Genomic DNA, 25,170 nt, shown 5'->3' with positions numbered 1-25,170 from the left:
GCGTGCATCGACAGCCCCAGAGGAGACCGCCATGACCTTGCCCCGCCTGCTGCAACGAACTGCCCTTGCCGCCACCGCGCTCACGGCGCTGGCCAGCGCCGCCGTTGCCGACGCCACCGAGGCGCCCGGCCAATTCCCATCGAGCTTCCGCACCCAGGAGATCCCGACCAACGGCACCACCATCCACGTCCGCGTCGGCGGCACCGGGCCGGCCGTGGTGCTGCTGCACGGCTATGGCGACACCGGCGACATGTGGGTGCCGCTCGCCGCCAAGCTCGTCACCAACCACACCGTGATCGTGCCCGATCTGCGCGGGCTCGGTCTGTCCGCCCGCGCCGACAAAGGGTTCGAGAAGGCCAACCAGGCCGAGGACATCGCCGGCGTGATGGATGCGCTCGGGGCGCGCACCGCCGAGGTCGTCGCGCACGACATCGGCAACATGGTCGCCTACGCACTGGCGGCGCGGCACTCCGACCGGGTGACAAAACTGGTGCTGATGGATGCGCCGGTGCCGGGCATCGGCCCGTGGGAGGAGATCCTGAAGAACCCGCTGCTGTGGCACTTCCGCTTCGGCGGTCCGGACATGGAACGCCTGGTCGAGGGCCGCGAGCGCATCTATCTCGACCGCTTCTGGAACGAGTTCTCGGCCAACCCGAAGAATTTCCCGGAGGCCGCGCGTGTTCACTACGCGCAGCTCTATGCCGGCCCGGGCCGGATGCATGCCGGCTTCAGCCAGTTCGCCGCGTTCGATCAGGACGCGATCGACAACCGCGCCTGGCTTGCCGCTCACGGCAAGCTGACGATGCCGGTGCTGGCGATCGGCGGCGGCGCCTCGTTCGGCGCGACGATGGCCACGGTGACACGGGCCGGCGCCGACAATGTGCAGGAGAAGGTCATCGACGGCTCCGGCCACTGGCTGATGGAAGAGCAGCCCACTGCCACGGTCGCCGCGATCGACGCCTTCCTCAACGCGCCGTCGTCGCGCTGATCCCGACGCATCGACCCAACGCAGCAGAAGCGCCGATCATGTCAACCCACTCACGCGATGATGCGATCGGCGAAGCCAACGCATCGCGAAAGCCTGCCATCATCTTCATCCACGGCCTGTGGCAGAAGCCGAGCTCGTGGGACCGCTGGATCGAGATGTTCGACGCCGCAGGCTACGCCGCGCTGGCACCCGGCTGGCCGGCGGAGATCGGCGGCGCGTCCGCCCCCGAAACCATCGGCGAGGTCGCCGCGCATTTCGCACGCATCGCCAGGGCGCTCGACAAGCGCCCGGCGCTGGTCGGCCATTCCTTCGGCGGCCTGATCGCGCAGATCCTCGCCGGCCGACGCCTGTCGGCCGCAACCGTCGCCATCGACCCCGCGCCGTTCCGCGGCGTGCTGCCAGTGCCCGACTCCGCCCTGCGCTCTGCCTGGCCGGTGCAGCACAACCCCGCCAACGTCAACCGTAACGTCAGCCTCACCCCCGAGGAATCCCGCTACGCTGTCGCGAATGCGGTACCCGAGACCGAGTGTGACGCGCTCTATGCATCCTCTCAAGCCACCGCCCCGGGCCGGCCGGTCTTCGAGGCCGCCGCCAATCCCGATCCCTGGACCAAGGCCCAATTCGATACGGAGACTGCGGAACGCGGCCCGCTGCTGATCATCTCCGGCGAGCACGACCACGCGGTGCCGCCATCCGCCACCCGCGCCGCCTTCGAGCGGCAACAGCACAATCCTCACGCCGTCACCGAATTCGCACGGTTGTCGCTGCGCGGGCATTCGCTGACGATCGACCACGGCTGGCGCGAGGTGGCGGAGACGGCGTTGAGGTTTGTGCGACGGTTTGTTTAGCGTTCTGGTCAATACGCAATTTCGCTCCGTCCTGCTCGACGCCTCCGATCTTGAAAGCGCTGGACGAGGTTTGGCTCGAAGAACGCCAGGGAGTGACAAGGTTGAAGCGAAGTCGGCGACCCGGACGCGGATCGTCGCAGTTGACACAGCCGATGGTTGAACCCTACCAGAGAAAGCTTGGAGACTTACGATCCTTCATTTCACATTTTCCAGTTGGACTTGACTTGGTGGGACGATTTTTTTTCGTATTGATTGCGCTGACGGGAATGCTCCTCAGCGCGCAGTCGCGGCCTATCGCGACGATCGGCCTAAGTGGAACTCTGCCGCTTGCGTGCGACCGGACTGTCGTTGCGTTCGGTGGCGACTTACGAATTGCACTTCCGGCGGCAACCGATCTTGAGGATGGGTGCGATATCGTTCTCGTCAACGAAGAGGCCGAGGCCGGCAAGCTCCTGATCGGCTTCCCCCCAGACATCAACCCGCGGCTCTATCCAAACCAATCGGTGGGAATAACAAGCTACAAAGGTCGTTGGATTTCCACGCACAAGCCCGGCCGATACAAAGTTCCGGATGGAAGCTTGAGGATCCTTGTTGATAATGCCGGCGATGACGGCAATGACGGCATCAGCAGGCCGGTCAAACATCTCGCCACCGCAGTCCAGTTGATCCAGCAGGACCTCGACACGCGCCAATCGCTCGTGACGATCGCGCCAACCATCGGCCAGACTTTCACAGACGACGCAGTTGCCATCGGCGGGCAGCCCCTCGGCAGCAATCTGATCGCGCTATCTCCGAACGGGAACGGCACGATAAAACTGGTGCACGCGACGACATGCATCACGGCAGGCGACAATGGTGAGCTGTTTTTATGGGCGGACCAATTCGGGCCGCAGGGGCGGATCGAGCTGCATTGCAACAGGGACAACAATCCGAACACACCGCAGATGCTCGCGCACAACAATGGCGTTCTCGATGGCTCGGGAAGGATCGTCTTTTACGGGGCCGGCGACAAGGACGTTGCCGTCTCATTTGACGGTCCGACGGCGGGCTCATCGTTCAATGGAGGAATCCAAGTCGCCGGCCGGTTCGACATCGTCTGGCGCATGGAGCAAGGCGGAGGACGGTTCACGCTCGGCTGCAACTCCGACGGGTGCGCCAGCATAGAGCCGATAGCGGATGAATCGGGCGAGATGCCGAGCATCAACCGCTTGTTCATGATCATCGGGAGCGAACAGCTACGTCTCGGGAACTGCCCCAGGAGGGATGGCTACCGCAAGCTGGGGCCCTCGATTGTCGGGGGCAACGGCCTGCTTGTGAAGTTCGGCTGCTTTATCCCGGGCACGCCCGACGGTGTGCCTCTGATGACGCAGAATGGGAAAGTGTACGACTCGGCCTACTGACGGCCCTAGTTGCCCAAAGACCTTAAAATCAGGGGGGCCAGCTGCCGGCGAGCCAACCAGACAGAGGCGAATGGGCGGAGGTGAACCGTATCAGCCGTGATCAGCCCTTCGCGGCGGTTATCTCCGAGGAACGTAAGACACCCCTCCGCGCTGCAGAACGGTTGCATCTCGTCTACGAAGTCGAAGGGCTCGTCGCGCTTCAGCTGCGATTGAAACTTCTGTGTGAACGACATCAACTCCTCATCGAGGTGACCCGGTATGTACCGCGGGGTCGACTTCCAATACTCGTCCAGAATGATTTTGTGCAGGAAGCGCTTCCAGTGTGGGCGCTGTCCGAGCACGAGCACTTTCTTGACGCCATACCCCTTCACCATCATGGAAAACTTCCGGATGTACTCGATGTCGAAGGAGTTGTTCGATGAAAGCAGCAGAACATCGGGCGGATCGGCTTCAATCCGACGCAATGCAAAATGGTTCGCCATGTTACAGTGATGAGTTTCAACGATGTGCTGGATGATCGGACTGACCTGGCAGCCCGAGCTGTGAATCAGCAGCACCGAGACATCTTTCGGCAGAACTTCATTGAGCCCGTAATACAGGTCCGCAGCATTGGAATCTCCGAGAATGAGCACGCTCTTATCGGAATGCCGCATGTAGCAGCTGGGATCGATGGCCTTTCTTGGCGCCAGCGTGGGGACCGGACTGTCCCAAGCATAAAAGTTGCAACGGTTCTGCATGATATCCTGGGCCTCAGCCTGGATCAGCGGCGACCCGCCATAAAAATAGGCCGCATATTCACGCTTGTTCTCATCGTTGAGCCGGCCCGGAAGGCCCTGCATCTCGAAAACGAGGAGTCCACATCCGCCAATGGCGATCATCGCCATTGCGAGCCCGGGCACCGCCCAGACGCGCCGCGCGCCAAACCGGATGGGCTTCTCGACGAACTGATAGGTCGCCCACGCGAGCCCGACGGAAGCAGCGACCAGGAACGCCAGGACGGCTTGCGGGGCCGGCGAGGCTCCATAGTGGATGCGCGCGAAAGTCAGCAGCGGCCAGTGCCACAAATACAATGGATAGCTGATCAAACCGATCCACACCATGACCGGATTTGAGAGAAGCACGCGGTTGAGTAAGGCTCCGGGCCCGGCAAGGATGGCCAGATAGCTCCCGGCGACCGGCATGAGCGCCCACCAGCCTGGGAACTCTTGTCGGCGCGTGATCATGAGGACCGAGGCAGCGATCAGCGCGATGGCCACGACTGAAACGAAGTCGCGATAGATCTTTTTCTCGTCCACCGCGCCGCGTTCGAAGAGAACGGACGCCAGGACGGTCGCGATGCCATTTTCGATCCAGGCCGCCGCCCGCGGTGTCGAAAACGCGAGATAGGCCAGGATGCTGCCCGCTGACAGCTCCCAGAAGCGGGCTGCGGGAGAATAGAATGCGGCGGCCGGGTTGGAGGGCGTCGCCTTGATGCTGTAGAACAACGAAGCTGCAAACACTGCGACGAAGACCGTGAACAAGTTGAGGCGCAGCCGCCAGGCAATCCAGATGAGGGCCGGCCATAGCAGATAGAACTGCTCTTCGATGCCGAGCGACCAGAGATGCAGCAGGATCTTCGTGTCCGCCGCGACGTCGAAATAGTTGGCTTCCTGCCAGAGAGCAAAGTTGGAAACGAAGCCCGCGCCAGCGGCCACGTGCTTTCCGAGCAGACGAAAATCGTCGGGCAGCAGCAGCAGCGCTCCGGCCAGCACCGATCCGGCCAGCACGAGCGCAAGCGCCGGAAAGATCCGTTTGATACGCCTGGCGTAAAATGTCTGGAAGCTGAATGTGCCACCTTGCATCCCGCCGAGAATAATCGACGTGATGAGGAAACCCGAAATCACGAAGAAGATGTCGACGCCGACAAAGCCGCTTCGGAGCGTGTTGGGGAAGGCGTGGAAGGCGACAACGGAGACGACGGCGACCGCTCTCAATCCGTCTATGTCTGGCCGATAGAGGGCTCCATGAATGGAGTCCCTGGCGTGGTGCGTCTCCACTGGTGAATGCATATCGTCCCGCTCTCTACCCCACGCGCCAACACTACTGACGCGATCAAACGCATTACTCCGCAATCCCCCACCGATCAAACCTGGAAAACCCGACACAGACCGCAACGCTGCTGATGTTTTCACATCCAGTTGAGTACCTGGCCGATCGGCGTCGGTCAGTACTCCTCTTGTACGACCGCCTGCCTGTCTCCCGAGCCCGCGCCCGCCCCGTCGATCAGCACTCCATCATCCGCGCCATTGCGTTTCGCCGGAGCACGCCACACAGATCCAGCACCAACAACAACCACGCGCGTTGGCTCGCCCGTAGAGCCCTCGCAATACCGATCCTCTCCAAGAGGCATTCAGATCCGTGAATTCACAAGGCACACCGAATCTTATTTCTTTTTCCCCGAAATTATGCTATCCCCTGAGTCGTCCCGTGCCCGCCATGAGGGGCGCTTCGCGATCGTCACGAACGTGGGGTGCGGGATGCGGTGGGCGCGTCGGGTCGCAGCGGGCTTATGCTCGCGGACGAACGATCCGGCGCGCACGGTCAAGCCGTGTGGTCCTGGCATCCCGGTGCTGATGCCAAGTCCGTAGCGACGATGTTGCGGATGACGGGGGCAAGAACGCCGGTCCCCGGGGAGAGCGCGGAGCAGCCGTAGAACCATCGCGCAGGGAAGGCCGGGTGTGTTCGGCCAGACCTGTGGTGACTGCCGCCTGCTTTTTTTCTGCAGGCGGGCCACGGGCGCGGCCAGCGCCCGGCCTTCCCTGCGCCCTCTGATTTCGGAGAGGGCGATTGATCAGCAAGACTCGGACGCAACATGCGCCGCGAGACTGCGAAGGTGTGTCGCGATGGATCAAAAGTGTCTGGTGGCCTCGTGTTTCGAGACGCGCCGAAGAAGGCGCTCCTCACTGTGAGGAGGCGACTCCGAAGCCGGAGCTGCACATCGACCATGAGCCGCGTCCCCATGGAGAAGCAGAAAACGAATCAATCTCGCTGCGGGCACGATGGTCATGACTGCGCCCTCGCCCCTTGTGGGAGAGGGCATGGACGGCAGCGCAACGACCTCGGTCGGGTGAGGGGTCTGCCTCAAAGGGTTGCGCTCGCGGAGAGAACCCCTCACCCGACCGAGCCTGCGGATCGGCCGGCGCTGCCCTCTCCCACAAGGGGCGAGGGCACTGCATCGCGCAGCGGTGCGGAGGTTAGGCTGGTTCGAACGCGATCATCAACGGACAGAGATCGAGAAGAACAGATATCGAGAGGCGGACGACAGTCCGGCTCCAAGGCCGGAGCGCCACATGGACGGTGAGCAGCGCGCTTACGGTGAGGCTCTGCGCCAAGGCTGGCGCAGTGCGTACGCAGAGTCCGTCATTTCCCCGTCGGAATATCCTGGCGCCACGCCGAGCCCGCGATCTTCGCCGCCGCGATCACGGCCTGTGTCCGGCTCTCCACCCCGAGCTTCTGCAGGATGGCCGAGACGTGCGCCTTGATGGTCGCCTCGGAGACGCCGAGCTCGTAGGCGATCTGCTTGTTGAGCAGCCCCTGCGACAGCATCATCAGCACCCGGACCTGCTGCGGCGTCAGCGTGACCAGCCGGTCGCGCAGCTTCGTCATCTCCGGATCGGCGCCGGCCGCCAAATCAGTGTCCGCCGGAACCCAGACCTCACCGTCCATCACCTTCATGATGGCGTCGCGCAAGACATCCACGCCGAACCGCTTCGGGATGAAGCCGGAGGCGCCGAAATCGAGCGAGCGGCGGATCGTCGCGCCGTCGTCACTGGCCGACACGATCACCACCGGGATCGCCGGATATTGCGCGCGCAGATAGATCAGCCCGGAGAAGCCGGAGATGCCGGGCATGGTGAGGTCGAGCAGCACCAGATCGACGTCGGAGTCTTTCTCCAGGAGCGCCGTGAGGTCCTCGAACGAGCCGGCCTCGTCGACCACGGCCTCGGTGAGCACGCTCGCGACCGCCTGCCGCAGCGCGTTCCGAAACAGCGGATGATCATCGGCAATGACGAGATGGGTGTTGGCAGCCGCCATACGTTCTGACTTGACCTTGCGACACCGGCCGCGCGCTCGCTTCGCACGCAGCCTGCTTTTGCGGAAATACTCGCCCGGCGACTGGTTGCATGCAAGCATGCAATTCCACTTGCGGGGAAGGCGGTTAATCCACGCCTTGTGCAACGCAACATCAATAGCCCTGCGCCCGCTGACCGAACTTGATCCGCCGCAATGTCCGCAACTGTCCTGTGTGCGGCAGCCGGTCAGGGCCGAAAGTCGTATTGGGCCGAGTTTCACTGCAATGTTACTTAGGCGCCAAGGTCTCCGCGATCTGCGCCGTCCAAGTCCGGCATGCGGAGGCGAAACCATCACAGCAACAATCTTGGGGAGCGAATGCCGATGTCGACAATGGTAGCCACGCAAGCGAGATCGGGAGGCATGACGAAGGACGAACGCTTCGTCATTCTGGCCTCTTCTCTCGGCACTGTCTTCGAGTGGTACGATTTCTATCTCTACGGGTCGCTGGCCTCGATCATCGGCGCCCAGTTCTTCTCGGCCTATCCGCCGGCCACCCGCGACATTTTCGCCCTGCTCGCCTTTGCCGCGGGCTTCCTGGTCCGCCCGTTCGGCGCGATCGTGTTCGGCCGCATCGGCGACATCGTCGGCCGCAAATACACCTTCCTGGTCACGATCCTGATCATGGGTCTGTCGACCTTCATCGTCGGCATCCTGCCGAACGCCGCGACGATCGGCTTCGCCGCGCCGGTGATCCTGATCGGCCTTCGCCTGCTGCAGGGCCTCGCGCTCGGCGGTGAGTATGGCGGCGCCGCGACCTATGTCGCCGAGCATGCCCCGATGGGCAAGCGCGGCTATTACACCTCCTTCATTCAGACCACCGCGACGATGGGCCTGTTCCTGTCGCTGCTGGTGATCCTGGCAACGCGCTCGATTATCGGCGAGGAAGACTTCGCCAAATGGGGCTGGCGCGTGCCGTTCCTGGTGTCCGTGCTGCTGCTCGGCATCTCCGTCTGGATCCGTCTGCGCCTGAATGAGTCGCCGGTCTTCCAGAAGATGAAGGACGAGGGCAAGAGCTCGAAGGCGCCGCTGACGGAAGCGTTCGCGAACTGGGGCAACGGCAAGATCGTGCTGCTCGCGCTGATCGGTGCGACCATGGGCCAGGGCGTGGTCTGGTACACCGGCCAGTTCTACGCGCTGTTCTTCCTGCAATCGATTCTGAAGGTCGACGGCTACACCGCCAACCTGCTGATCGCCTGGTCGCTGCTGCTCGGCACCGGCTTCTTCATCGTGTTCGGCATCCTCTCGGACAAGATCGGCCGCAAGCCGATCATCATGGGCGGCTGTCTGATCGCGGCGCTGACCTTCTTCCCGATCTTCAAGATGATCACCACCAACGCCAACCCGGCGCTGGAGAAGGCGATCGAGGCGACGAAGGTGGAAGTGGTGGCCGATCCCGCCGGCTGCGGCGACCTGTTCAACCCGGTCGGCACCCGCGTCTTCACCGCGCCTTGCGACACGGCCCGTGCCTTCCTGGCCCAGTCCTCGGTCAAGTACTCGACCGTTCCTGGCCCGGCCGGCTCCGGGGTGAAGGTCACCTTCAATGGCAAGGAAGTGCCTTACACCGACGCCAAGACCAGCAACCCGGCCCTGACGGCCGCGATCGGCGAGGCCGGCTATCCGAAGGCGGGCAACCCGTCGATCGTGAAGATGGCGCATCCGTTCGACATCTTCCGTCCGCAGGTGGCCGCCATCATCGGCCTGCTGCTGATCCTGGTGATCTTCGTCACCATGGTTTACGGCCCGATCGCCGCAATGCTGGTCGAGCTGTTCCCGACCAAGATCCGCTACACCTCGATGTCGCTGCCCTACCATATCGGCAACGGCTGGTTCGGCGGCCTGCTGCCGGCCACCGCCTTCGCAATCGTGGCCTCGACCGGCGATATCTATGCCGGCCTGTGGTACCCGATCACGTTCGCGGTGATCACGGCGGTGGTCGGCTTCCTGTTCCTGCCGGAGACCAAGGACGTCGACATCCAGGCCAATTGATCCTGAGAGCGAGCGGCGTCCCGGCTCGCATCACATCCAACGACGAACGGCCGCGGATCAGTCCGCGGCCGTTCCGCGTTTCAAGCTGCGAGTTTTGTCGTTTGAGGTCAGACCGCGCCGATGAACTGCAGCACCACCTCACGCCGATGCGGACGCGCGCGATGCTCGATCAGATAGATCGCCTGCCAGGTGCCGAGCATCATCCGGCCGCCATGAACGGGAACCTGCAGCGAGATCGAACTCAGCATCGTCTTGATGTGAGCCGGCATGTCGTCGGGTCCTTCGGTGTCATGCACCCAGCCGGCATCCTCCGGCGCCAGCCGCGCCAGCGCCGTGGCGAGATCGCGCAGCACGGTCGGATCGGCATTCTCCTGAATCGTCAGCGAGGCCGAGGTGTGGCGAATGAAGGCGGTCACCGCACCGTCTCTTGCGCCGATCTCGCGCAGCAGCGCCTCGACCTCGCGCGTCAGATCGGTGAAGCCGCGGCCGGAGGTGTGCACCGTCAGAACCGACGTCACGACCGTGTCGATCGCGACAACCACGGGCGCCGTGCGCGACATCGCTCGTGCAGACATGCGCGTCGCCTCCTCGCCGCAGCCTCAGATCTTGCCCGACACGTCCTTCTGAACCCGGCCCGCCATGTCGAGCAGCCGCCGCCAAGCCTGCTCGAGGAAACCCATCATGCGATCCATGTCCTGGTCGCTGGGCAACGGAATTTCGAGCTTGCGCGTGCCGTCGGCGGACTTGGATTCTCCAGGCCTGGATTCGCCGGACTTCGGCTCGGCCTTCTTCAGCTGGTCGGATTTCGGCAGCGCCTGGTCCTTCGGCAGCGGCTCGTCGATCTTGCCGGTGACGCTGTGATCGCGCGAGGCGAGCTGGACCTTGAGCTTCTCATTCTCGTCCTGCAGGCGCCCGATCTCGGCATCCAGCGCGGCCCGCTCGTCGGGGATCGCATAGCAGGCCCAGCCGGAGCCGGCACTATTGCTGCAGGTCGAGACCGAACCGGTGCGGGTGTCGAGCCGGATCACACCGTCAGGCGTCGTCGTCATCGTGTAGCGGCCCTTGTCGGCATCGGACGCGGTGTCCTCCGCCAGGACCGGCCCGCCCAGGCAGCCAAAGGCGAGAAGCGCAATGAGGGGCGGCCCGTACGACTGCATGGGATTCATGGCTGGCTCAGCCTCCAAGGCGCCGCGAAGCGCATCCGAAAACCGCCGTCATGCACGCCTCCATTGTGTCGTCGCCATGACGTTCCGTCCGGTGCGATGACCTGCCACAGCGAACACCGGCATTCTCGACGTAGGAGCGACGCCGCCGGATTTCAACGCGACGGCCGCCCGATCACCGTCGGACCGCCGCCTAGCCGTCTTCCGCCGCGACGTCCCGGCGGGCGCATGGTGCCCGCTGGAACCGCTGGCGCGGGATCCATCCCGGCGCGGCGAGACAACAGATCGCAGCTGCACAGAACACTGTTGATGCGGCGCGGTGACACGCGTGACCGATCTGACGAAAAAGCCGAGAAAACGAGCAGAATCAGGCATCTAACAGTTCAACACGCAATCTTGACTTGGGGGGATGCGGTCAGTATGGTCCGCGCGGCTTTAAAGGGCGATGGGGCGCTATTTCCTGACACTCGCGGCAACGGATCGGGTCTCCACACATGGCGGACAAGCACATGGCGGATGGCACGAACGGGAGCAGCGGACACGGGGATCGCGACAAGTCGCCTGATGAGGCCGCGCTTTCCGCAAGGCTCGGAAGTCTCGACCAACGGTTGTCCGAATTTCGCGACGGCCGAAAGATCGGGGCTGATCAACCTGGAAACGGCGGCGGTGACACTGCAGCCCGGGCTTCGGCCATGGCGCGTGGCCTGCGACTGTCCTCCGAGTTGATCGCCGGTGTTCTCGTCGGTGCGTTGCTTGGCTGGGGCTTCGACCGCTTGCTGTCGACATCGCCCTTTGGATTCATCGTGTTTTTCTTGCTCGGCTTCGCAGCCGGCGTGTTGAACGTGGTGAGATCTGCAGGCATAGCTCCCGACAGGCCCCGCCAGTGAGATCTGCGCGAGAGACCCCGACTCTGAAGGCCCACGAGTGAATTGCAAAGCGCCGGCGTGGCCGGTGAACAACTGAGACGCCACGCGGATGATCGATCCGATCCATCAATTCCAGCTCAACAAGATCTTCACGATCGGCCACATCGGCAATCAGGAGATCGTCTTCACCAATTCGTCCGCGTACATGCTGCTCGCGGTCGTGCTGATCGCCGTGATGATGATGGCCGCCGGGCGCGCGCTCGTGCCGGGCCGGTTCCAGTCGGTCGTCGAGCTGTCCTACGAGTTCGTCGCAAACACCATCAGAACCAGCGCCGGCTCGCACGGCATGACGTTCTTCCCGCTGGTGTTCTCGCTGTTCATGTTCATCTTCGTCTCGAACATCGTCGGCATCATTCCCTACACCTTCACCGTCGCCAGCCACATCATCGTCACCTTCGCGTTGGCGCTGCTGGTGTTTCTGACGGTCATCATCTACGGCTTCTATAAGAACGGCCTGAAGTTCTTTAAGCTGTTCGTGCCGTCCGGCATTCCCGTGGTGATCCTGCCGCTGGTCGTCGTGATCGAAATCATCTCCTTCTTCTCCCGCCCGATCTCGCACAGCGTCCGTCTGTTCGCCAACATGCTGGCCGGCCACGTGACGCTGAAGGTGTTCGCGAGCTTCGTGACCATGCTCGGCGCGCTCGGTTTCGTCGGCAAGGTCGGCGCGTTGCTGCCGCTCGGTCTCACGGTCGCCCTGACCGGCCTCGAGCTGATGGTCGCGTTCCTTCAGGCCTACGTCTTCACGATCCTCACCTGCATCTATCTCAACGATGCTATCCATCCGGGCCACTGATCCGGCCCTCTCTACCAAACCCCTCAAAGGAGTTCGTCATGGATCCGGTCGCAGCGAAGTACATTGGCGCGGGCATTGCCTGCATCGGCATGGGTGGCGCGGGTGCCGGCATCGGCATCATCTTCGGCAACTACCTGTCGGCCGCTCTGCGCAATCCGTCGGCCGCCCAGGGCCAGTTCGGCAACCTGATTTTCGGCTTCGCGGTGACCGAAGCGCTCGGCATCTTCTCGCTGCTGATCGCCCTGCTCCTGCTGTACGCCGTCTAAGACGGCCTGAGCCGGACAGGAGAAGCCCGTGGCTGAAAGTCATGGCGAAGCCAAGGGCGGCGAGGCCAAGGGCACCGCAAGCGCCCATACGGAGGCCGATGGCGGGCATGGTTTCCCTCCCTTCTCGAAGGAAACCTTTCCCTCCCAGATCGTCTCTCTGGTGATCGCCTTCGTGGCGCTGTACGTGATCGTCTCGCGTGTGGCGCTGCCGAAGGTGGGGGCCGTCATCGATGCCCGCCAGAAGTCGATCGACGGCGATCTGGCCGAAGCGCAGCGGCTGAAGGACGAGTCCGAAGCCGCGATGAAGGCGTATGAAAGCGAGCTGGCAACGGCCCGTGCCCGCGCCCAGGCGATCGGCGCCGAGACCCGCGAGAAGCTCGCGGCCTCTTCGGATGCCGAGCGCAAGGCGCTGGAAGACAGCCTCGCAGCCAAGCTCGCGGCGGCTGAGACCTCCATCGCCACCACGCGTGCGACCGCAATGAGCAATGTCCGCGGCATCGCCGCTGACGCGGCCAGCGCGATCGTGCAGCAACTGACCGGAAAGGCCCCAGCGGCCAAGACGGTCGAGGCTGCGGTCGATGCATCGTTGAAGGGAACAGCCTGATGCATTTGCTTGCTGATCCGGAAACCTGGGTTGCGATTGCCTTCGTAATCCTGATGGGCCTGTTCGCCTATCTCGGTGTCCATCGCATGGTCCTGAAGGCGCTCGATAATCGCTCCGAGCGCATCAGGAGCGAGCTGGCGGAGGCCAAGCGGCTCAAGGAAGAGGCGGCCAAGGTGCTCGCCGATTACAAGACCCGCCGCGCCAGCGCTGAACGCGAGGCCGAGGAGATCGTCACCAGCGCCAAGGCGGAAGCCGAGCGCATCGCGGCGGAGGCCAAGGCCAAGATGGAAGACTTCGTCGCCCGTCGCACCAAGGCCGCCGAGAGCAAGATCGCCCTCGCCGAAGCCCAGGCCCTCGCAGACGTGCGGGCCGCCGCGGCGGAAGCCGCCGTCCAGGCCGCCGCGACCGTGCTGTCGAAGTCGGTCAAGGGCGCTCTCGGCGAGGATCTCGTCGCCAAGGGCATCGAGGAAGTCGGCCGCAAGCTGAACTGAGCCGCGGCCCATCACTCGTCCAACGTCATCAAAAGGCCGGGGCGATCCAATCGCCCCGGCCTTTTGCTTTTGCAGAGCTCGTCGCGGCGATTGGGCGGCACAGGCCGTCATCCAATGACTCTTGCCCACCTACCCAAGCCGCGGTCTCACCTCCGCTTCTTGCCGCGCTCGGGTGTGAGGGCCTGCGGATCGAAGCCGATGTAGAACACGTAATTGTCGGCGTTGGCGCCCGGCGGCGGCACCGGATAGACCATGTCCTCGGCGACGATCGTAAACGGCACGCTGCCATCTCCCGTCATCTGCACCGTGGTCCGATAGGCCTTGGTGGCGATCACCTTCTCGCCGATCCCGCCCTGCACCACCGCGATGCGCATCGGGATGTCGACGGTCGCCGGCGCACCTGCGGGCCCCGCGACGACGCGTCCCTGGATGCCGATCTTGCCGATGATCTCGGCACCGTTGAGGTTGCACTCGCGCGCCGTCTTGGTGATCGAAGCCTGGAACCGGACGTCATTACCGACCGCCTGCTTTCCGGGCGCGGCGACCGCATAGGTCGAAGCGCCCGAGCGGATGCTGACGGGCGGGCAGGTCAGGCCGTCGGTCGGATCGACCGGCGGGCCGCCACCGGCGGGCAGGTTCTGCTGTCCCTTGTCGTCGGAACCGCCACCGAACAGGCTCTTGAAGCGGTCGGTCAGGGATTGGGCACCAGCCGGCGCCGCCGCCGATGCGGCTCCCAAAGCCAGCAGCACGGCTGTCAACGTCCCAACCCGAATCATAGGCGTCTGTCGCATCTCGAAGTCCCCGGCATCTCGGCCGCCTGGCCGCACCAAGCTCCACCCCCGCAAGGACGGCAAAACCGGGACGACGGCGGCTGTACAAAGGCGTCTATACCCATTTCAGAGACCGGAACCAGCCCCGAACGGCCTCGCTCGTCGGCCTGCCTGATCACAAATGCTAACCCCGGAAATCCTCATGCAGCAGGCCGTAGAGATAATGGTCCTGCCAGACGCCGTTGATGCAGAGGTAGCGGCGCGCGAGCCCCTCGCGCGTGAAGCCGCACTTTTCCAGGACACGAATCGACGGCGTATTGGTCGGGATGCAGGCCGCCTCGACGCGGTGCAGATTGAGCTCGCCGAACAGCGTCGGCAGCAACAGCCTGAGTGCGGCCGTCATGTAGCCGCGATGGGCGTGCGGCTGACCCATCCAATAGCCGATCGTGCCGGCCTGAACGATGCCGCGGCGGACATTGGCGAGCGTGATGCCGCCGAGCATGACGCCATCCTGCTCGCGGAAGACGATGAACGGATAGGACCGGTCGGCCGAGATGTCCTCGGCATAACGGCGCAGCCTGCGCCGGAAGCCGGAGCGCGTCAGGTCGTCCGACGGCCAGATCGGCTCCCATGGGGTGAGATAGTCGCGGCTGACCTCGCGCAACTGCGCCCATTGCGCATAGTCCGCCATCTGCGGCGCGCGCAAATACAGGCCCAGCCCACGCGGGGCGAGCGCGGCCGGTCCGCTGGACGGCAAGCGAAACAGGGCCATCGGTGATGCTCCCCCCTGCTCTTCAGTCCGCTGGCTTGCGGCCGGCACACCTGACGGCGAACCAGGCAATGCCCCGGGCTTCCGGACTCGTGCTCAATGCAGCTGAGCCTTCGACTTCGGCCCGGTCAGACCTTCGGCGAAAGTCACCGCCGTGTCCAGACCCCTGCCGCTGCCGAGCGCGACCACCGCGGGCTTGCTGCGCGCGAGCAGCGCACGCGCCGCATCGCGGGTGCTCTCGACGCTGACGGCCTCGATCTTGGCGACCATCTCCTGCAGAGTCTGCGGCCGGCCGTAAGCCAGGATGTGACGCGCCAATTGCTCGGCGCGGGCGCTGCAGCTCTCCAGCGCCATCAGCAGCCCGGCCTTCATCTGCGCCTTGGCGCGGGCGACCTCGGCCTCGCTCAAAGTCTCCACCGCATTGCCGATGATGTCGACCACGACCTCCATCATCTCCGGCGCATCGGCCGGATCGGTGCCGGTGTAGAGGCCGAAGAAGCCGGTGTCGCTATAGGGTGCGTGGAACGTGTACACCGAGTAGCAGAGCCCCCTGTTCTCGCGCACCTCCTGGAACAGCCGGGACGACATGCCGCCGCCGAGGATGTTGGTGAACACCTGCAGCGAGAACAGCGACGGGTCGGCCTGCGGCACGCCCTCGAGCGCAAGCGTCAGATGCGCCTGCTCGAGGTCGCGATGCACCACCCGCGAGCCGCCCTTGCCGAATGCCGCCGGCAGCGGCTTCGGTGCCGGGCCGCCATTGAAGCTGGCAAAACGCTTCGTCACGTCCTCGACCACCCGCTGATGATCGACGGCGCCGGCGGCCGCGACCACCATGTCCGGCCCGCGATAATGCGTCGACAGATAGCCGTGCAGCTTGTCGCGGTCGAATGCCTCCAGCGTCTTGGCCGTGCCGAGCAAGGAGCGGCCCATCGGCTGGTCGGGGAAGCACAGCTCGTTGAGATGCTCGAACACGACGTCGTCGGGCGTGTCCTGCGCCGCGCCGATCTCCTGCACGATGACGTTCTTCTCGCGCTCCAGCTCCTCCGGCACGAAGGAGGGATTGGCGAGGATGTCGGAGAGCACGTCGAGCGCCAGCGGCACATCGGCCTTCAGCACGCGGGCATAATAAGCGGTGGTCTCGGTCGAAGTGCCGGCATTGAGATCGCCGCCGACCGCCTCGATCGACTCGACGATCTCGCGCGCGCTGCGCGTCGTCGTGCCCTTGAACGCCATGTGCTCGAGGAGATGCGAGATGCCGTGCTCGTCCGGCTTCTCGTCGCGGCCGCCGACCCCGGCCCAGACGCCGAGCGCCGCCGTCTCCAGATGCGGCATCGTGTCGGTGACCACCGTCAGTCCGGTCGGCAGCTTGGTGACTTCCACACCCATCATGCAATTCCCTGCTTGGCGGCCCGGCTGACCGAGCGGATGAACTTTTCCACCTCGGCCTGGTCGTTCCGCATGACCCTCGCGTCCTCGCGCTTGCTCATCAGCCCTTCGAGCCAGACCGGCAGATGCGGACGCTGTCCGCAGGCGGCCTCGACCGCGTCGGGGAATTTGGCGGGATGTGCGGTCGACAGCACGATGTTCGGCACCGAGGTGTCGGTGCCGTCGCGGTCGGCGACGGCGAGCGCCACCGCCGTATGCGGATCGACGAGATCGCCGGCCTCGCGGAAGGCAGCGCGAATGGCGGCCGCCGTCTCGGTCTCGTCGGCGCGGCCCGCATCGAACTCGGCGCGGATCGCCGCCAGCATCGCGTCCGGCAGCACGAAGCGGCCGGATTGCTTCAGGCTCTCCATCAGCCGCCGCACCACCGCCGCGTCGCGACCGCCGGCCTCGAACAACAGCCGCTCGAAATTCGACGATACCTGGATGTCCATCGACGGCGAAACCGTCGCATGCACCTCGCGCACCTCGTAGATGCCGGTCGCCAGCGTGCGGGCGAGGATGTCGTTGACGTTGGTGGCGACGCGCAGCGTCCGCACCGGCAAGCCCATGCGCTTGGCCACATAGCCCGCGAAGACGTCGCCGAAATTGCCGGTCGGCACGGTGAAGTCGACCGCGCGGTGCGGCGCGCCGACCGCGACCGCCGAGGTGAAGTAGTAGACGACCTGAGCGACGACGCGCGCCCAGTTGATGGAATTGACGCCGGACAGCGCCACGGAATCACGGAAGCCGTGATTGTTGAACAGGCCCTTCACGAGCGCCTGGCAGTCGTCGAAATGCCCTTCGATCGCCAGCGCATGGACGTTGGCCGCGCCCGATGTCGTCATCATCCGCCGCTGCACCTCGGAGATGCGGCCATGCGGGAACAGCACGATCAGATCGGCATTATCGCGGCCGGCAAAGGCGTCCACGGCCGCGCCGCCGGTATCGCCCGATGTCGCGACCACGATGGTGGTGCGCTCGCCGCGCTTGGCGAGCACATGGTCCATCAGCCGCGAGATCAGCTGCATGGCGACGTCCTTGAACGCCAAGGTCGGGCCGTGGAACAGCTCCAGCACGAACTGGTGCGGGGCGGTCTGGTCGAGCGGCACCACCGCGGGATGGCGGAAGGTGGCGTAGGCCTCGTTCGCCATCCGGCCGAGTTCGGCATCGGAGATTTCGCCGGCCACGAAAGGCTTGATGACCTCGACCGCGACCTCCCAATAGGGCCGGCCGAAGAACGAGGCGATGGTCGCGGGCGTGAGCTGCGGCCAGGTCTCGGGCACGTACAGGCCGCCGTCACGGGCGAGCCCGGTCAGCATCACATCGCAGAAGGTGAGCGCGGGGGCTTCCCCGCGGGTCGAAACATAGCGCGTCAAACCGCTCTCCTGACCTGCGTCACCAGGCCATAACCCGTTGATTGAACTCGAAATCGGAACCGCCCGGCGGCAACATGGTCCGGCACCATAATGGTTTTGGGCGGGGTGCGAAACCGGTTGTTGGGCCAGCAATGGTCATGACGGCGGGTTACGGCGGAGTTACGCGGGTGGGCATCAGCCCCGGGGGTAGGGCAACGCCAAGTCGCCGCCTCCCGCTCTCGTCTCTGTCTCCCGTCACCCATCACCCGTGTCGGTGCCCGAGCTCGCCTTCCCCACCGCTGTCATCGCCGGCTTGACCGGGCGACCGCCGCGGCGGCTGTGATCGACCGCGCCGCCGCGGCGTACTGGATCCCCGCCTTCGTGGGGATGACGGCGGTGGTGGTGGTCACCGGCCGGGCAGTTCGAACGAACGAACCTTGAAACATGGCGCATCTCTCCCCATCGTCATTCCGGGGCGCGCGGAGCGCGAGCCCGGAATCCATAGCCACGACCAGGAGTATGGATTCCGGGCTGGTGCCGCTGCGCGGCCCGCCCCGGAATGACGGCGGAGCGTAGAGCAGCCTCCTCGCGACGCCATAGGCGCCCGAGCTTTGCTGATAGTTCTCCCTCCATGAAGCAGAGGGCGCAGGGAAGACCGGGAGGCCGGCTGGCACCCGCGGCCCCCGTGCGAACAAGAATGCACGGGGCAGGAACCACAGGTTCAGCCAGAGCGACCCGGCCTTCCCTGCGCGATGGGTTACGTCTTATACGCGATCTCCTCGGTGCACCGGGCTTGTTGGCCACCGTAGCGCATGATGCTTGCGCATCAGCGCGTGATACCAGCGTCGGGGTATCAGGACCACGCGACTTCGCCGTCCGTGCCGGCCGCACTCGTCAGTTGCAGCCTGCCCGTCCATCGCATCCCACCTCACGTCCGTGACGACGCGTACGCCCCTCGCAACGAGGCGGGACGGAGAGAGACAACCATGATTTCGTAAAAAGCGCAATGAAAGACTTGCAGTCGGTCGATGCTGCAGGCCGCAGCGCGTTGAGCATGCTCACGAATTGAATTTTTCGGCGCAACCGGATTCTTGCTCTCCGACTCGCTCACGGGCCACGGCGGACCGCCCGTCGGACGACTCGGGCCCGTATCGCAATCGCCACGATGAGACCCAGTGTGTAGCCCGCATGAGCGCAGCGACATGCGGGCCATGCCCTGCGGTCGAGATGAACCCGCATATCGCTGCGCTCATGCGGGCTACGCGCTGATCAATCATCCGGACCCTGGTCCAGATAGAAAGTGTAACCGCGAGGCGGATTGAAGCGGCGATAGAACCAACCGACCTGCTCTAGTTTCGCGACCGTCACCGTTCCGGCTCGACCGGGCTTACGCCAGCGATCGTCGGCAAGAACACGACTCACAGCTCGATCTACGGCGACATCGGCAGTCGGCGCATCCAGAATACAGGTGGTGAAGAACCGGCACGAGGTCGGTTCTCCGGCGATGATGGTTACGAAGTCCTGGCCATTGAGCAAGATGCAGAAGCGCATGATGTCACCTGACGGTTCGACATGTCTGTCGGCGAAGCGTGCGATGGCCAACCCATCGTTATGGTCGCCCAATTCTTGGAAACCCCCAGTGAAAATCGTTGAGGGCGTTTGGTGGCATGAGGCTGTTTGCCGATACCCTGCCCTGTCGCTTTGAACCTCGCGAAGTCTCACGCGACGAAATGGAACCGCCGCGGGAGCTTTCCATGATCGCGTAGATAGCGGTCTAGCGCTGGATAAGATCGCACTCGACGTCATCACCGCGATCGTGGCTCTCGACGATGATGTGGACCGAACGAGTCGCGTCACAGTCCGCTGTCGTCTCTGCGAAGGGACCCAAAACCACCGAGTTCGTCGGGTGTTCGCAGGGGCGACACCGGGCGTGCAGCGACATATCACACCACATCGTCATCGCAAGGCAGCAAGTGACGACGGAAACGTAGCCGCGCGTCGACTAATCAGCTTGCGCCGTCTTCACTCGCGGGCGCTTAACGCCTAGCATTGCCACAGAGAACAAGCGAGACCCTCATGATCATCCAACGCATCGCGGCCTTCACCGACGGATCACGCGGCGGCAATCCGGCAGGTGTCGTCATCTGCGAGGCCCTGCCCGATCCAACAGCGATGCAGGCCATTGCCGCGGAGATCGGCTATTCCGAGACGGCGTTCGCGGCGCCCGACGGGGACACATGGCGGGTGCGCTATTTCGCGCCCGAGGCCGAGGTGGATTTCTGCGGGCATGCGACCATTGCGCTGGGCGCGGCGCTGGCCCGGCAGCAGGGCTCGGGCCGCTTTGCGTTGCGGCTCAATCATGCCGACATCACCGTCGAAGGGGGGCATTCAGCGACGGAATGGAGCGCGGCGTTCAGCTCGCCGCCGACACGGACGCGCGCGCTCTCGGCTGCGGCGGCCGAGGAAATCCTGGCGCTGTTCGGCCTGACGCATGACGATCTCGACGAACGGATTCCGCCCGTCATTGCCCATGCCGGGATGGATCATCCGGTGATCGCCCTGCGTGAGCGCAGCCGGCTTGCCGCCATCGCTTACGATTTCGGCCGCGGCCAGGAACTGGCGCAGCGCGAGCGGTTCTGCACTTTCGCGCTCGTGCACGCCGAGACGTCGGAGCTGTTTCACGCACGCAATCCGTTTCCCTTCGGCGGCGTCTACGAGGATCCGGCGACCGGCGCTGCGGCCGCCGCGCTGGCCGGCTATCTGCGCGAGCTGTCGTGGACCGCCGCTGTCCCGATCGTGATCCGCCAGGGCGAGGACATGGGTGTGCCGTGCAGCCTGCAGGTCGATCTCGATGGACCGCGTGGAGCGCCGGTCCGGGTGTCGGGCAGCGTGCGATCGATCCAGCCCGGCGCGTAGAGCCGGCCACTCAGACCGATGCGGCCTCATTCGCCTTCGCGTCGGCCTCGGCGAACACCGCCTTGGCTGCGAACAGGCCATTGAGCGCGGCGGGGAAGCCGGCATAGACCGCCATCTGCATGATCACCTCGGTGATCTCGTCGCGGCTGAGGCCGACATTGAGACCCGCATGAATGTGGACCTTCAACTGCGGGCTGGCATTGCCGAGCGCGGTCAGGGCCGCAATGGTCGCGATCTCGCGGCTGCGCAGATCGAGGCCGGGCCGCGAATAGATGTCGCCGAACGGAAACTCGATGATGTAGGTGGCGAAATCCGGCGCGATGTCGGCGAGCGCCGCGATCACATTATGGCCGGCCTCCCCGTCGATGCTATCGAGCGCGCGCCGGCCGCGCGACAGGCGATCCTGATCTTTGCTGGCGCTGGACTGCGTGCCGCTCGTCGTCGTGGATTGGCCGGGGGTTGATTGCGTCATCGTCGTTCGTCCTCTCGCTGCTGCCGGCATAGCCGGCGATCTTGCCGTCGAGAACGAGAAGGCAATCCTGCAACGTGGCGACGCGCGCCCGGACCGCTTCGCGATGCCGCTCCAGCAGCCGGCGTCGTTCCGGCTCGGTGGCAGCGCCGCCCGCGCGCAACTCCGCATAACGGAGCATGTCCCGGATCGGCATTCCCGTGGCCTTGAGGCGGCCGAGGAATTCGATCCAGGTCAGGATCGATGCGTCGTAGTCCCGCCGGCGGGCATGATCGCGATCGGCCCTGGGCAGCAGTCCGATCCGCTCGTAGTAGCGGATCGTATGGGCCGTCAACCCCGACTGCCTTGCCAGCTCGCCGATCTTCATGCGCGCTTGATCTCCATTCACGACGCCAGGCAGGCTAAGGGTTCGAGCGCGCTCTAAGTCAAGCGGCGTTTTGCCGGCCGCGTGGCCGCGTAGCCCACATGAGCGCAAGCGACATGCGGGGTCAGCACCGCTCCCGCATGTCGCTTGCGCTCATGCGGGCGCGGGGGTCATCGATTCGGCGCGCGCCGTCCCCTGGCCCAGACCGCGAAGGCTGCGATCAGCGCGGCGGCGAGCGAGAACCAGGTCAACGCGTATTGCATGTGTTCGTCGCGCAGATGCGGCGACAGCGGCCCGGGCTTTGGAATGCCGTTGGCCGGCACCGGCGATTCCAGATCGACGTAGAACGGCGCGACCTCGCCCCAGCCGAGCGCCTTGGCCATGGCAAGGTGGTCCCGGGTGAACCAGAGACGCTTGTCGTGGTTCTCCGCCGCGGTGAGCAGGCCGGCCGCTTCCGGGAAGCGCAGGTAGCCGGTCAGCGTCACCGGCTCGCCGGTGACGAGCTTGCCGACCTGGCGATCCTGGATGCTGCGCTCCTGCATGGTGTTGGCGACGAAGCCGGCGTCGATCACCACCGCCTCGCCCGAGGCGAGGCGCGCCGGCAGAAACGCCCAGGTGCCGGGGCCCGAGACGTCCTCGCGCACGGCCGAGCCTGCGCTGTAGACCATGGCATCGGGGAGCTTTGCGTAAGCAGCTGTGAAGCTGACGCGGCGGAATTCGTCGCGCTCGGGCGTCAGCGTACGCCATTCGCTTTGCGGCGGCAGTTGCACGGGGGCCGCGGCGACGCGATCGGTGAGCGCGGCGATCAGCGCATGCTTGGCGGCGCGGCGCTGCAGCTGCCAGACGCCGAGGCCGATGAACAGCGCGACCATCACCAGGGTGAAGGCGGCGAAGGCGCGGGAGGAGGTTTTGGGAAGAGCGGAGGTCATGTGCTGGTCTGGTTGGAGAACGATCGCGGGGCGAGCCTGGCCTCTCTCTTCCCGCTTGCAGCCGAGACATCGCGTTTGCCAATCAGGATTTTGTGCCCGCCAGTCTCCACGCCGTCATGGCCGGGCTTGTCCCGGCCATCCACGTCTTTCGGCGTGCTGAGCACGACGTGGATGCCCGGGACAAGCCCGGGCATGACGGAGTCACTCATTGGCAGGATCGTTCGGCTCGAAAGCGCAGGTCCCGTCTCATTGCGGCGTCTTGTCCACCAGACGTCCGGGGGCGGCCTTGTGGTGGAATTGCAGGGCGATCAGCAGCGACTTCATCGCGCGCAGCGGCAGCAACGTCGTGATCAGGATCAGCGGCCCCCACAGCGCGGCGTGGACCCAGAACGGCGGCTGGTACTTGACCTCGACGATCAGCGCCGCGCCGACCACGATGGCGCCGGCGAGCATCATGATGAAGATCGCCGGGCCGTCGCCGGTGTCGATGAAGGCGTAGTCGAGGTCGCAGGCCTCGCAGCGCTTGCGCAAATTGAGGAAGCCCTCGAACAGCTTGCCCTGGCCGCAGCGCGGGCAGCGGCAGGCGAGGCCGCGCAGGACGGTCTGGGTCAGGGTGACGGGCGGATGCGTGGTCATGGTGTCTTGCCCCTGGACCGCCGGGCGACGCCTCGAAGATACAACCGAAGACGACGACAGCGGATCACATCTGGATCAGCCGCCACGTGCCGCCCCATGAAAAAGGGCGGCCCGGCGGCCGCCCTTTCTTATCACGTTCGTCGGAGCCGGCGCGCGGCTTTAGTGCGCGCCGTGCGCCATGGACTCCGCGCCGTGGCCCCAGACGTAGATGCAGATGAACAGGAACAACCACACCACGTCGACGAAGTGCCAGTACCAGGCAGCGAACTCGAAGCCGAGATGCTGCTTCGGTGTGAAGTGGCCGGCATAGGCGCGCGCCAGGCAGACGATCAGGAAGATCGTGCCGACCAGGACGTGGAAGCCGTGGAAGCCGGTCGCCATGAAGAAGGTCGAGCCGTAGATGTGGCCGGCGAACGAGAACGTCGCGTGGCCGTATTCATAGGCCTGCACGCAGGTGAAGGTCGCACCGAGCAGGATGGTCAGGATCAGGCCGTATTTGAGACCCTTGCGGTCGCCCTCGAGCAGCGCGTGGTGCGCCCAGGTCACCGTCGTGCCCGAGGTCAGCAGGATCAGCGTGTTGAGCAGCGGCAGGTGCCAGGGATCGAAGGTCTCGATGCCCTTGGGCGGCCAGACGCCGCCGATCAGCGCGTCGCGGGTGGTCTGCACCTCGAAGTTCGGGAACAGCGCGACGTTGAAATAGGCCCAGAACCAGGCCACGAAGAACATCACCTCGGAGGCGATGAACAGGATCATGCCGTAGCGGTGATGCAGCTGCACCACGCGGGTGTGGTCGCCCTTGTACTGGGCTTCCTTGATGACGTCGCCCCACCAGCTCGCCATCGTGTAGAGCACGCCGATGGTGCCGATGCCGAACACGATCGGCGCGGCGCCAAACATCTTGTGCATCCAGCCGATCGCGCCGAACGCCATGATGAAGGCCGAGACCGAGCCGACGAACGGCCACGGGCTCGGATCAACGAGATGGTAGTCGTGATGCTTGGCGTGCGCCTCAGCCATGTCTAGTCTCTCCCCAGATCGATGCCGGTCGCGCCGGCACGGTATCGTTCAGCAATGGTCCCCAGCAATCGGACGTCGATGCGGTCACAGGCTGCCCCGCGGCTTGTCCGGCTCGCTCGCGGCAACCGGCTTCGGCGCCACGTCGCGGACGGGATAGAACGTGTAGGACAGCGTGATCGTCTTCAGACCGTCGTTCTCATGGTCGGCCGTGATCGCCGGATCGACATAGAACACGACCGGCATCTCGCGGGTCTCGCCCGGGGCCATGGTCTGCTCGGTGAAGCAGAAGCAGTTGATCTTCTGGAAATAGGCGCCCGAGGTCAGCGGCGTCACGTTGTAGGCGGCCTGCGCCATGGTGGTGCGCGCCGACTGGTTGGTGACCTTGTAGTAGACGGTGACGACCTCGCCGATCGCGACCTCGATCTCGGTCTGCTCCGGCTCGAACTTCCAGGGCAGCCCGCCGGCGACGTTGGCGTCGAAGCGGACGCCGATGCGGCGCGCCAGAGGCGCCGCCGACGGCGCCGAGGTTGCGACCTGCGTGGTGCCGTTGAAGCCGGTGGCGCGGCAGAACCAGTTGTAGAACGGAACGGCGGCATAGGAGGCGCCGACCATCAGCGCGACGACGGCGCCGCAGATGCCGCCGACCAGCGCGTCGCGGCCGATGCCGCGCCGCGGCGCGGACGGCGCCTGCGCTGTCGGGGTGGGGGTCTGGTCGTCGGTCGCCATCGCCTGTGTCTGCTTCACACCGTCCTGCATCGATCTCTTACATCGGCCGCTTCAGCACGACCGGCCCCTTGACCATGGTGACCGCGAAGAACAGCACCACGAGCACGCCGAGCGCCAGCGCGATCGCGATCGAGCGCCGGCGGCGGCTGCGCAGCTGCGCGTCGGTGAGGACGATGCCCTCGGGCTCATTCGGATCGGCCATTGCGGTTGCCATGC

General features: G+C 64.9%; 27 protein-coding genes. 10 read left to right on the top strand and 17 right to left on the bottom strand.

Annotated elements, in window-relative coordinates; all coding sequences use genetic code 11:
* Positions 1 to 31: 31 nt before the first annotated feature.
* The 3 genes from HL666_RS32580 to HL666_RS32570 all read left to right on the top strand — a co-directional run bounded on the left by HL666_RS32580 (position 32) and on the right by HL666_RS32570 (position 3,236).
* A complete protein-coding gene (locus tag HL666_RS32580) occupies positions 32 to 988 on the top strand; it encodes an alpha/beta fold hydrolase (protein ID WP_172110223.1) in 957 nt (318 codons plus the stop codon).
* Positions 989 to 1,026: 38 nt separating this feature from the next.
* Positions 1,027 to 1,836, top strand: a complete 810-nt coding sequence (locus tag HL666_RS32575; protein WP_172185624.1) for an alpha/beta hydrolase — start codon at positions 1,027 to 1,029, stop codon at positions 1,834 to 1,836.
* 152 nt (positions 1,837 to 1,988) lie between these two features.
* On the top strand, positions 1,989 to 3,236 hold the full coding sequence (locus tag HL666_RS32570) for a hypothetical protein (protein ID WP_172185622.1): 1,248 nt from the start codon (positions 1,989 to 1,991) through the stop codon (positions 3,234 to 3,236).
* Positions 3,237 to 3,241: 5 nt separating this feature from the next.
* Here the strand turns inward: HL666_RS32570 and HL666_RS32565 are convergent, their stop codons facing one another.
* Both HL666_RS32565 and HL666_RS32560 read right to left on the bottom strand, forming a co-directional pair.
* Positions 3,242 to 5,284, bottom strand: a complete 2,043-nt coding sequence (locus HL666_RS32565; protein WP_172110226.1) for an acyltransferase family protein — start codon at positions 5,282 to 5,284, stop codon at positions 3,242 to 3,244.
* Between the two features lie 1,351 nt (positions 5,285 to 6,635).
* A complete protein-coding gene (locus HL666_RS32560) occupies positions 6,636 to 7,310 on the bottom strand; it encodes a response regulator (protein ID WP_172110227.1) in 675 nt (224 codons plus the stop codon).
* A 354-nt stretch (positions 7,311 to 7,664) separates the two neighbouring features.
* On the opposite strand from HL666_RS32560, the gene HL666_RS32555 reads away from it, so the two are divergent.
* Positions 7,665 to 9,335, top strand: coding sequence for an MFS transporter (locus tag HL666_RS32555; protein WP_172110228.1), 1,671 nt, complete (start codon positions 7,665 to 7,667; stop codon positions 9,333 to 9,335).
* Positions 9,336 to 9,442: 107 nt separating this feature from the next.
* Here the strand turns inward: HL666_RS32555 and HL666_RS32550 are convergent, their stop codons facing one another.
* Together HL666_RS32550 and HL666_RS32545 are read right to left on the bottom strand one after the other, a co-directional pair.
* Positions 9,443 to 9,910 (bottom strand): secondary thiamine-phosphate synthase enzyme YjbQ, encoded by a 468-nt coding sequence (locus HL666_RS32550; RefSeq protein WP_172133808.1) that lies wholly within the window; start codon positions 9,908 to 9,910, stop codon positions 9,443 to 9,445.
* 24 nt (positions 9,911 to 9,934) lie between these two features.
* The gene (locus tag HL666_RS32545) at positions 9,935 to 10,501 is read right to left on the bottom strand and encodes a hypothetical protein (RefSeq protein WP_172110230.1); all 567 of its coding nucleotides are present in this window, start codon (positions 10,499 to 10,501) and stop codon (positions 9,935 to 9,937) included.
* 506 nt (positions 10,502 to 11,007) lie between these two features.
* Here HL666_RS32545 and HL666_RS32540 point away from each other — a divergent pair.
* From HL666_RS32540 to HL666_RS32520, 5 genes are all read left to right on the top strand, one after another.
* Positions 11,008 to 11,385: an AtpZ/AtpI family protein gene (locus HL666_RS32540; RefSeq protein WP_172110574.1), complete on the top strand. Its 378-nt coding sequence runs from the start codon at positions 11,008 to 11,010 to the stop codon at positions 11,383 to 11,385.
* 88 nt (positions 11,386 to 11,473) lie between these two features.
* Positions 11,474 to 12,217 carry a F0F1 ATP synthase subunit A gene (locus HL666_RS32535; protein WP_172110231.1) on the top strand — a complete coding sequence of 248 codons (744 nt, stop codon included), beginning with the start codon at positions 11,474 to 11,476 and terminating at the stop codon, positions 12,215 to 12,217.
* Positions 12,218 to 12,255: 38 nt separating this feature from the next.
* A complete protein-coding gene (locus tag HL666_RS32530) occupies positions 12,256 to 12,483 on the top strand; it encodes a F0F1 ATP synthase subunit C (RefSeq protein ID WP_006615622.1) in 228 nt (75 codons plus the stop codon).
* A gap of 28 nt (positions 12,484 to 12,511) precedes the next feature.
* The gene (locus HL666_RS32525) at positions 12,512 to 13,087 is read left to right on the top strand and encodes a F0F1 ATP synthase subunit B family protein (protein ID WP_172110232.1); all 576 of its coding nucleotides are present in this window, start codon (positions 12,512 to 12,514) and stop codon (positions 13,085 to 13,087) included.
* Positions 13,087 to 13,578: a F0F1 ATP synthase subunit B family protein gene (locus HL666_RS32520; protein ID WP_172110233.1), complete on the top strand. Its 492-nt coding sequence runs from the start codon at positions 13,087 to 13,089 to the stop codon at positions 13,576 to 13,578. The genes HL666_RS32525 and HL666_RS32520 overlap by 1 nt, the downstream gene beginning before the upstream one ends.
* Before the next feature lie 146 nt (positions 13,579 to 13,724).
* On the opposite strand, the gene HL666_RS32515 is transcribed toward HL666_RS32520, so the two are convergent.
* The 5 genes from HL666_RS32515 to HL666_RS32495 all read right to left on the bottom strand — a co-directional run bounded on the left by HL666_RS32515 (position 13,725) and on the right by HL666_RS32495 (position 19,499).
* On the bottom strand, positions 13,725 to 14,336 hold the full coding sequence (locus HL666_RS32515; RefSeq protein WP_172110575.1) for a hypothetical protein: 612 nt from the start codon (positions 14,334 to 14,336) through the stop codon (positions 13,725 to 13,727).
* A 196-nt stretch (positions 14,337 to 14,532) separates the two neighbouring features.
* The gene (locus tag HL666_RS32510; RefSeq protein WP_172185620.1) at positions 14,533 to 15,120 is read right to left on the bottom strand and encodes a GNAT family N-acetyltransferase; all 588 of its coding nucleotides are present in this window, start codon (positions 15,118 to 15,120) and stop codon (positions 14,533 to 14,535) included.
* Positions 15,121 to 15,213: 93 nt separating this feature from the next.
* The gene (locus tag HL666_RS32505; protein WP_172110576.1) at positions 15,214 to 16,503 is read right to left on the bottom strand and encodes a M16 family metallopeptidase; all 1,290 of its coding nucleotides are present in this window, start codon (positions 16,501 to 16,503) and stop codon (positions 15,214 to 15,216) included.
* Positions 16,503 to 17,918 carry a threonine synthase gene (thrC, locus tag HL666_RS32500; protein WP_172185618.1) on the bottom strand — a complete coding sequence of 472 codons (1,416 nt, stop codon included), beginning with the start codon at positions 17,916 to 17,918 and terminating at the stop codon, positions 16,503 to 16,505. Before thrC ends, HL666_RS32505 begins: the two co-directional genes overlap by 1 nt.
* 1,248 nt (positions 17,919 to 19,166) lie before the next feature.
* Positions 19,167 to 19,499: a hypothetical protein gene (locus HL666_RS32495; RefSeq protein ID WP_210262416.1), complete on the bottom strand. Its 333-nt coding sequence runs from the start codon at positions 19,497 to 19,499 to the stop codon at positions 19,167 to 19,169.
* Between the two features lie 474 nt (positions 19,500 to 19,973).
* Between HL666_RS32495 and HL666_RS32490 the strand changes: the two genes are divergently transcribed.
* Positions 19,974 to 20,813 (top strand): PhzF family protein, encoded by an 840-nt coding sequence (locus HL666_RS32490; protein ID WP_172133812.1) that lies wholly within the window; start codon positions 19,974 to 19,976, stop codon positions 20,811 to 20,813.
* Positions 20,814 to 20,823: 10 nt separating this feature from the next.
* Here HL666_RS32490 and HL666_RS32485 read toward each other — a convergent pair whose 3' ends face one another.
* The 8 genes from HL666_RS32485 to HL666_RS32450 all read right to left on the bottom strand — a co-directional run bounded on the left by HL666_RS32485 (position 20,824) and on the right by HL666_RS32450 (position 25,168).
* Positions 20,824 to 21,285 (bottom strand): carboxymuconolactone decarboxylase family protein, encoded by a 462-nt coding sequence (locus tag HL666_RS32485; RefSeq protein WP_246739099.1) that lies wholly within the window; start codon positions 21,283 to 21,285, stop codon positions 20,824 to 20,826.
* Positions 21,182 to 21,649, bottom strand: coding sequence for a MerR family transcriptional regulator (locus HL666_RS32480; RefSeq protein WP_172185614.1), 468 nt, complete (start codon positions 21,647 to 21,649; stop codon positions 21,182 to 21,184). The genes HL666_RS32485 and HL666_RS32480 overlap by 104 nt, the downstream gene beginning before the upstream one ends.
* Before the next feature lie 167 nt (positions 21,650 to 21,816).
* Positions 21,817 to 22,575 (bottom strand): SURF1 family protein, encoded by a 759-nt coding sequence (locus tag HL666_RS32475; RefSeq protein ID WP_172185612.1) that lies wholly within the window; start codon positions 22,573 to 22,575, stop codon positions 21,817 to 21,819.
* Positions 22,572 to 22,784, bottom strand: coding sequence for a hypothetical protein (locus tag HL666_RS32470; RefSeq protein WP_172185579.1), 213 nt, complete (start codon positions 22,782 to 22,784; stop codon positions 22,572 to 22,574). Before HL666_RS32470 ends, HL666_RS32475 begins: the two co-directional genes overlap by 4 nt.
* Before the next feature lie 37 nt (positions 22,785 to 22,821).
* On the bottom strand, positions 22,822 to 23,211 hold the full coding sequence (locus tag HL666_RS32465; protein ID WP_172110242.1) for a DUF983 domain-containing protein: 390 nt from the start codon (positions 23,209 to 23,211) through the stop codon (positions 22,822 to 22,824).
* Between the two features lie 159 nt (positions 23,212 to 23,370).
* On the bottom strand, positions 23,371 to 24,228 hold the full coding sequence (locus HL666_RS32460) for a cytochrome c oxidase subunit 3 (RefSeq protein ID WP_172133814.1): 858 nt from the start codon (positions 24,226 to 24,228) through the stop codon (positions 23,371 to 23,373).
* Between the two features lie 84 nt (positions 24,229 to 24,312).
* Positions 24,313 to 24,984 carry a cytochrome c oxidase assembly protein gene (locus HL666_RS32455; RefSeq protein WP_172185610.1) on the bottom strand — a complete coding sequence of 224 codons (672 nt, stop codon included), beginning with the start codon at positions 24,982 to 24,984 and terminating at the stop codon, positions 24,313 to 24,315.
* Between the two features lie 7 nt (positions 24,985 to 24,991).
* Positions 24,992 to 25,168, bottom strand: a complete 177-nt coding sequence (locus HL666_RS32450; RefSeq protein ID WP_172133816.1) for a cytochrome c oxidase system small membrane protein — start codon at positions 25,166 to 25,168, stop codon at positions 24,992 to 24,994.
* Positions 25,169 to 25,170: the final 2 nt, after the last annotated feature.

Origin of the sequence: Bradyrhizobium aeschynomenes, from assembly GCF_013178945.1 — a bacterium.
GTDB lineage: Bacteria > Pseudomonadota > Alphaproteobacteria > Rhizobiales > Xanthobacteraceae > Bradyrhizobium > Bradyrhizobium aeschynomenes.
Note: the sequence above shows the minus strand (reverse complement) of the source record. Positions and strands in the feature narration are given on the sequence as shown.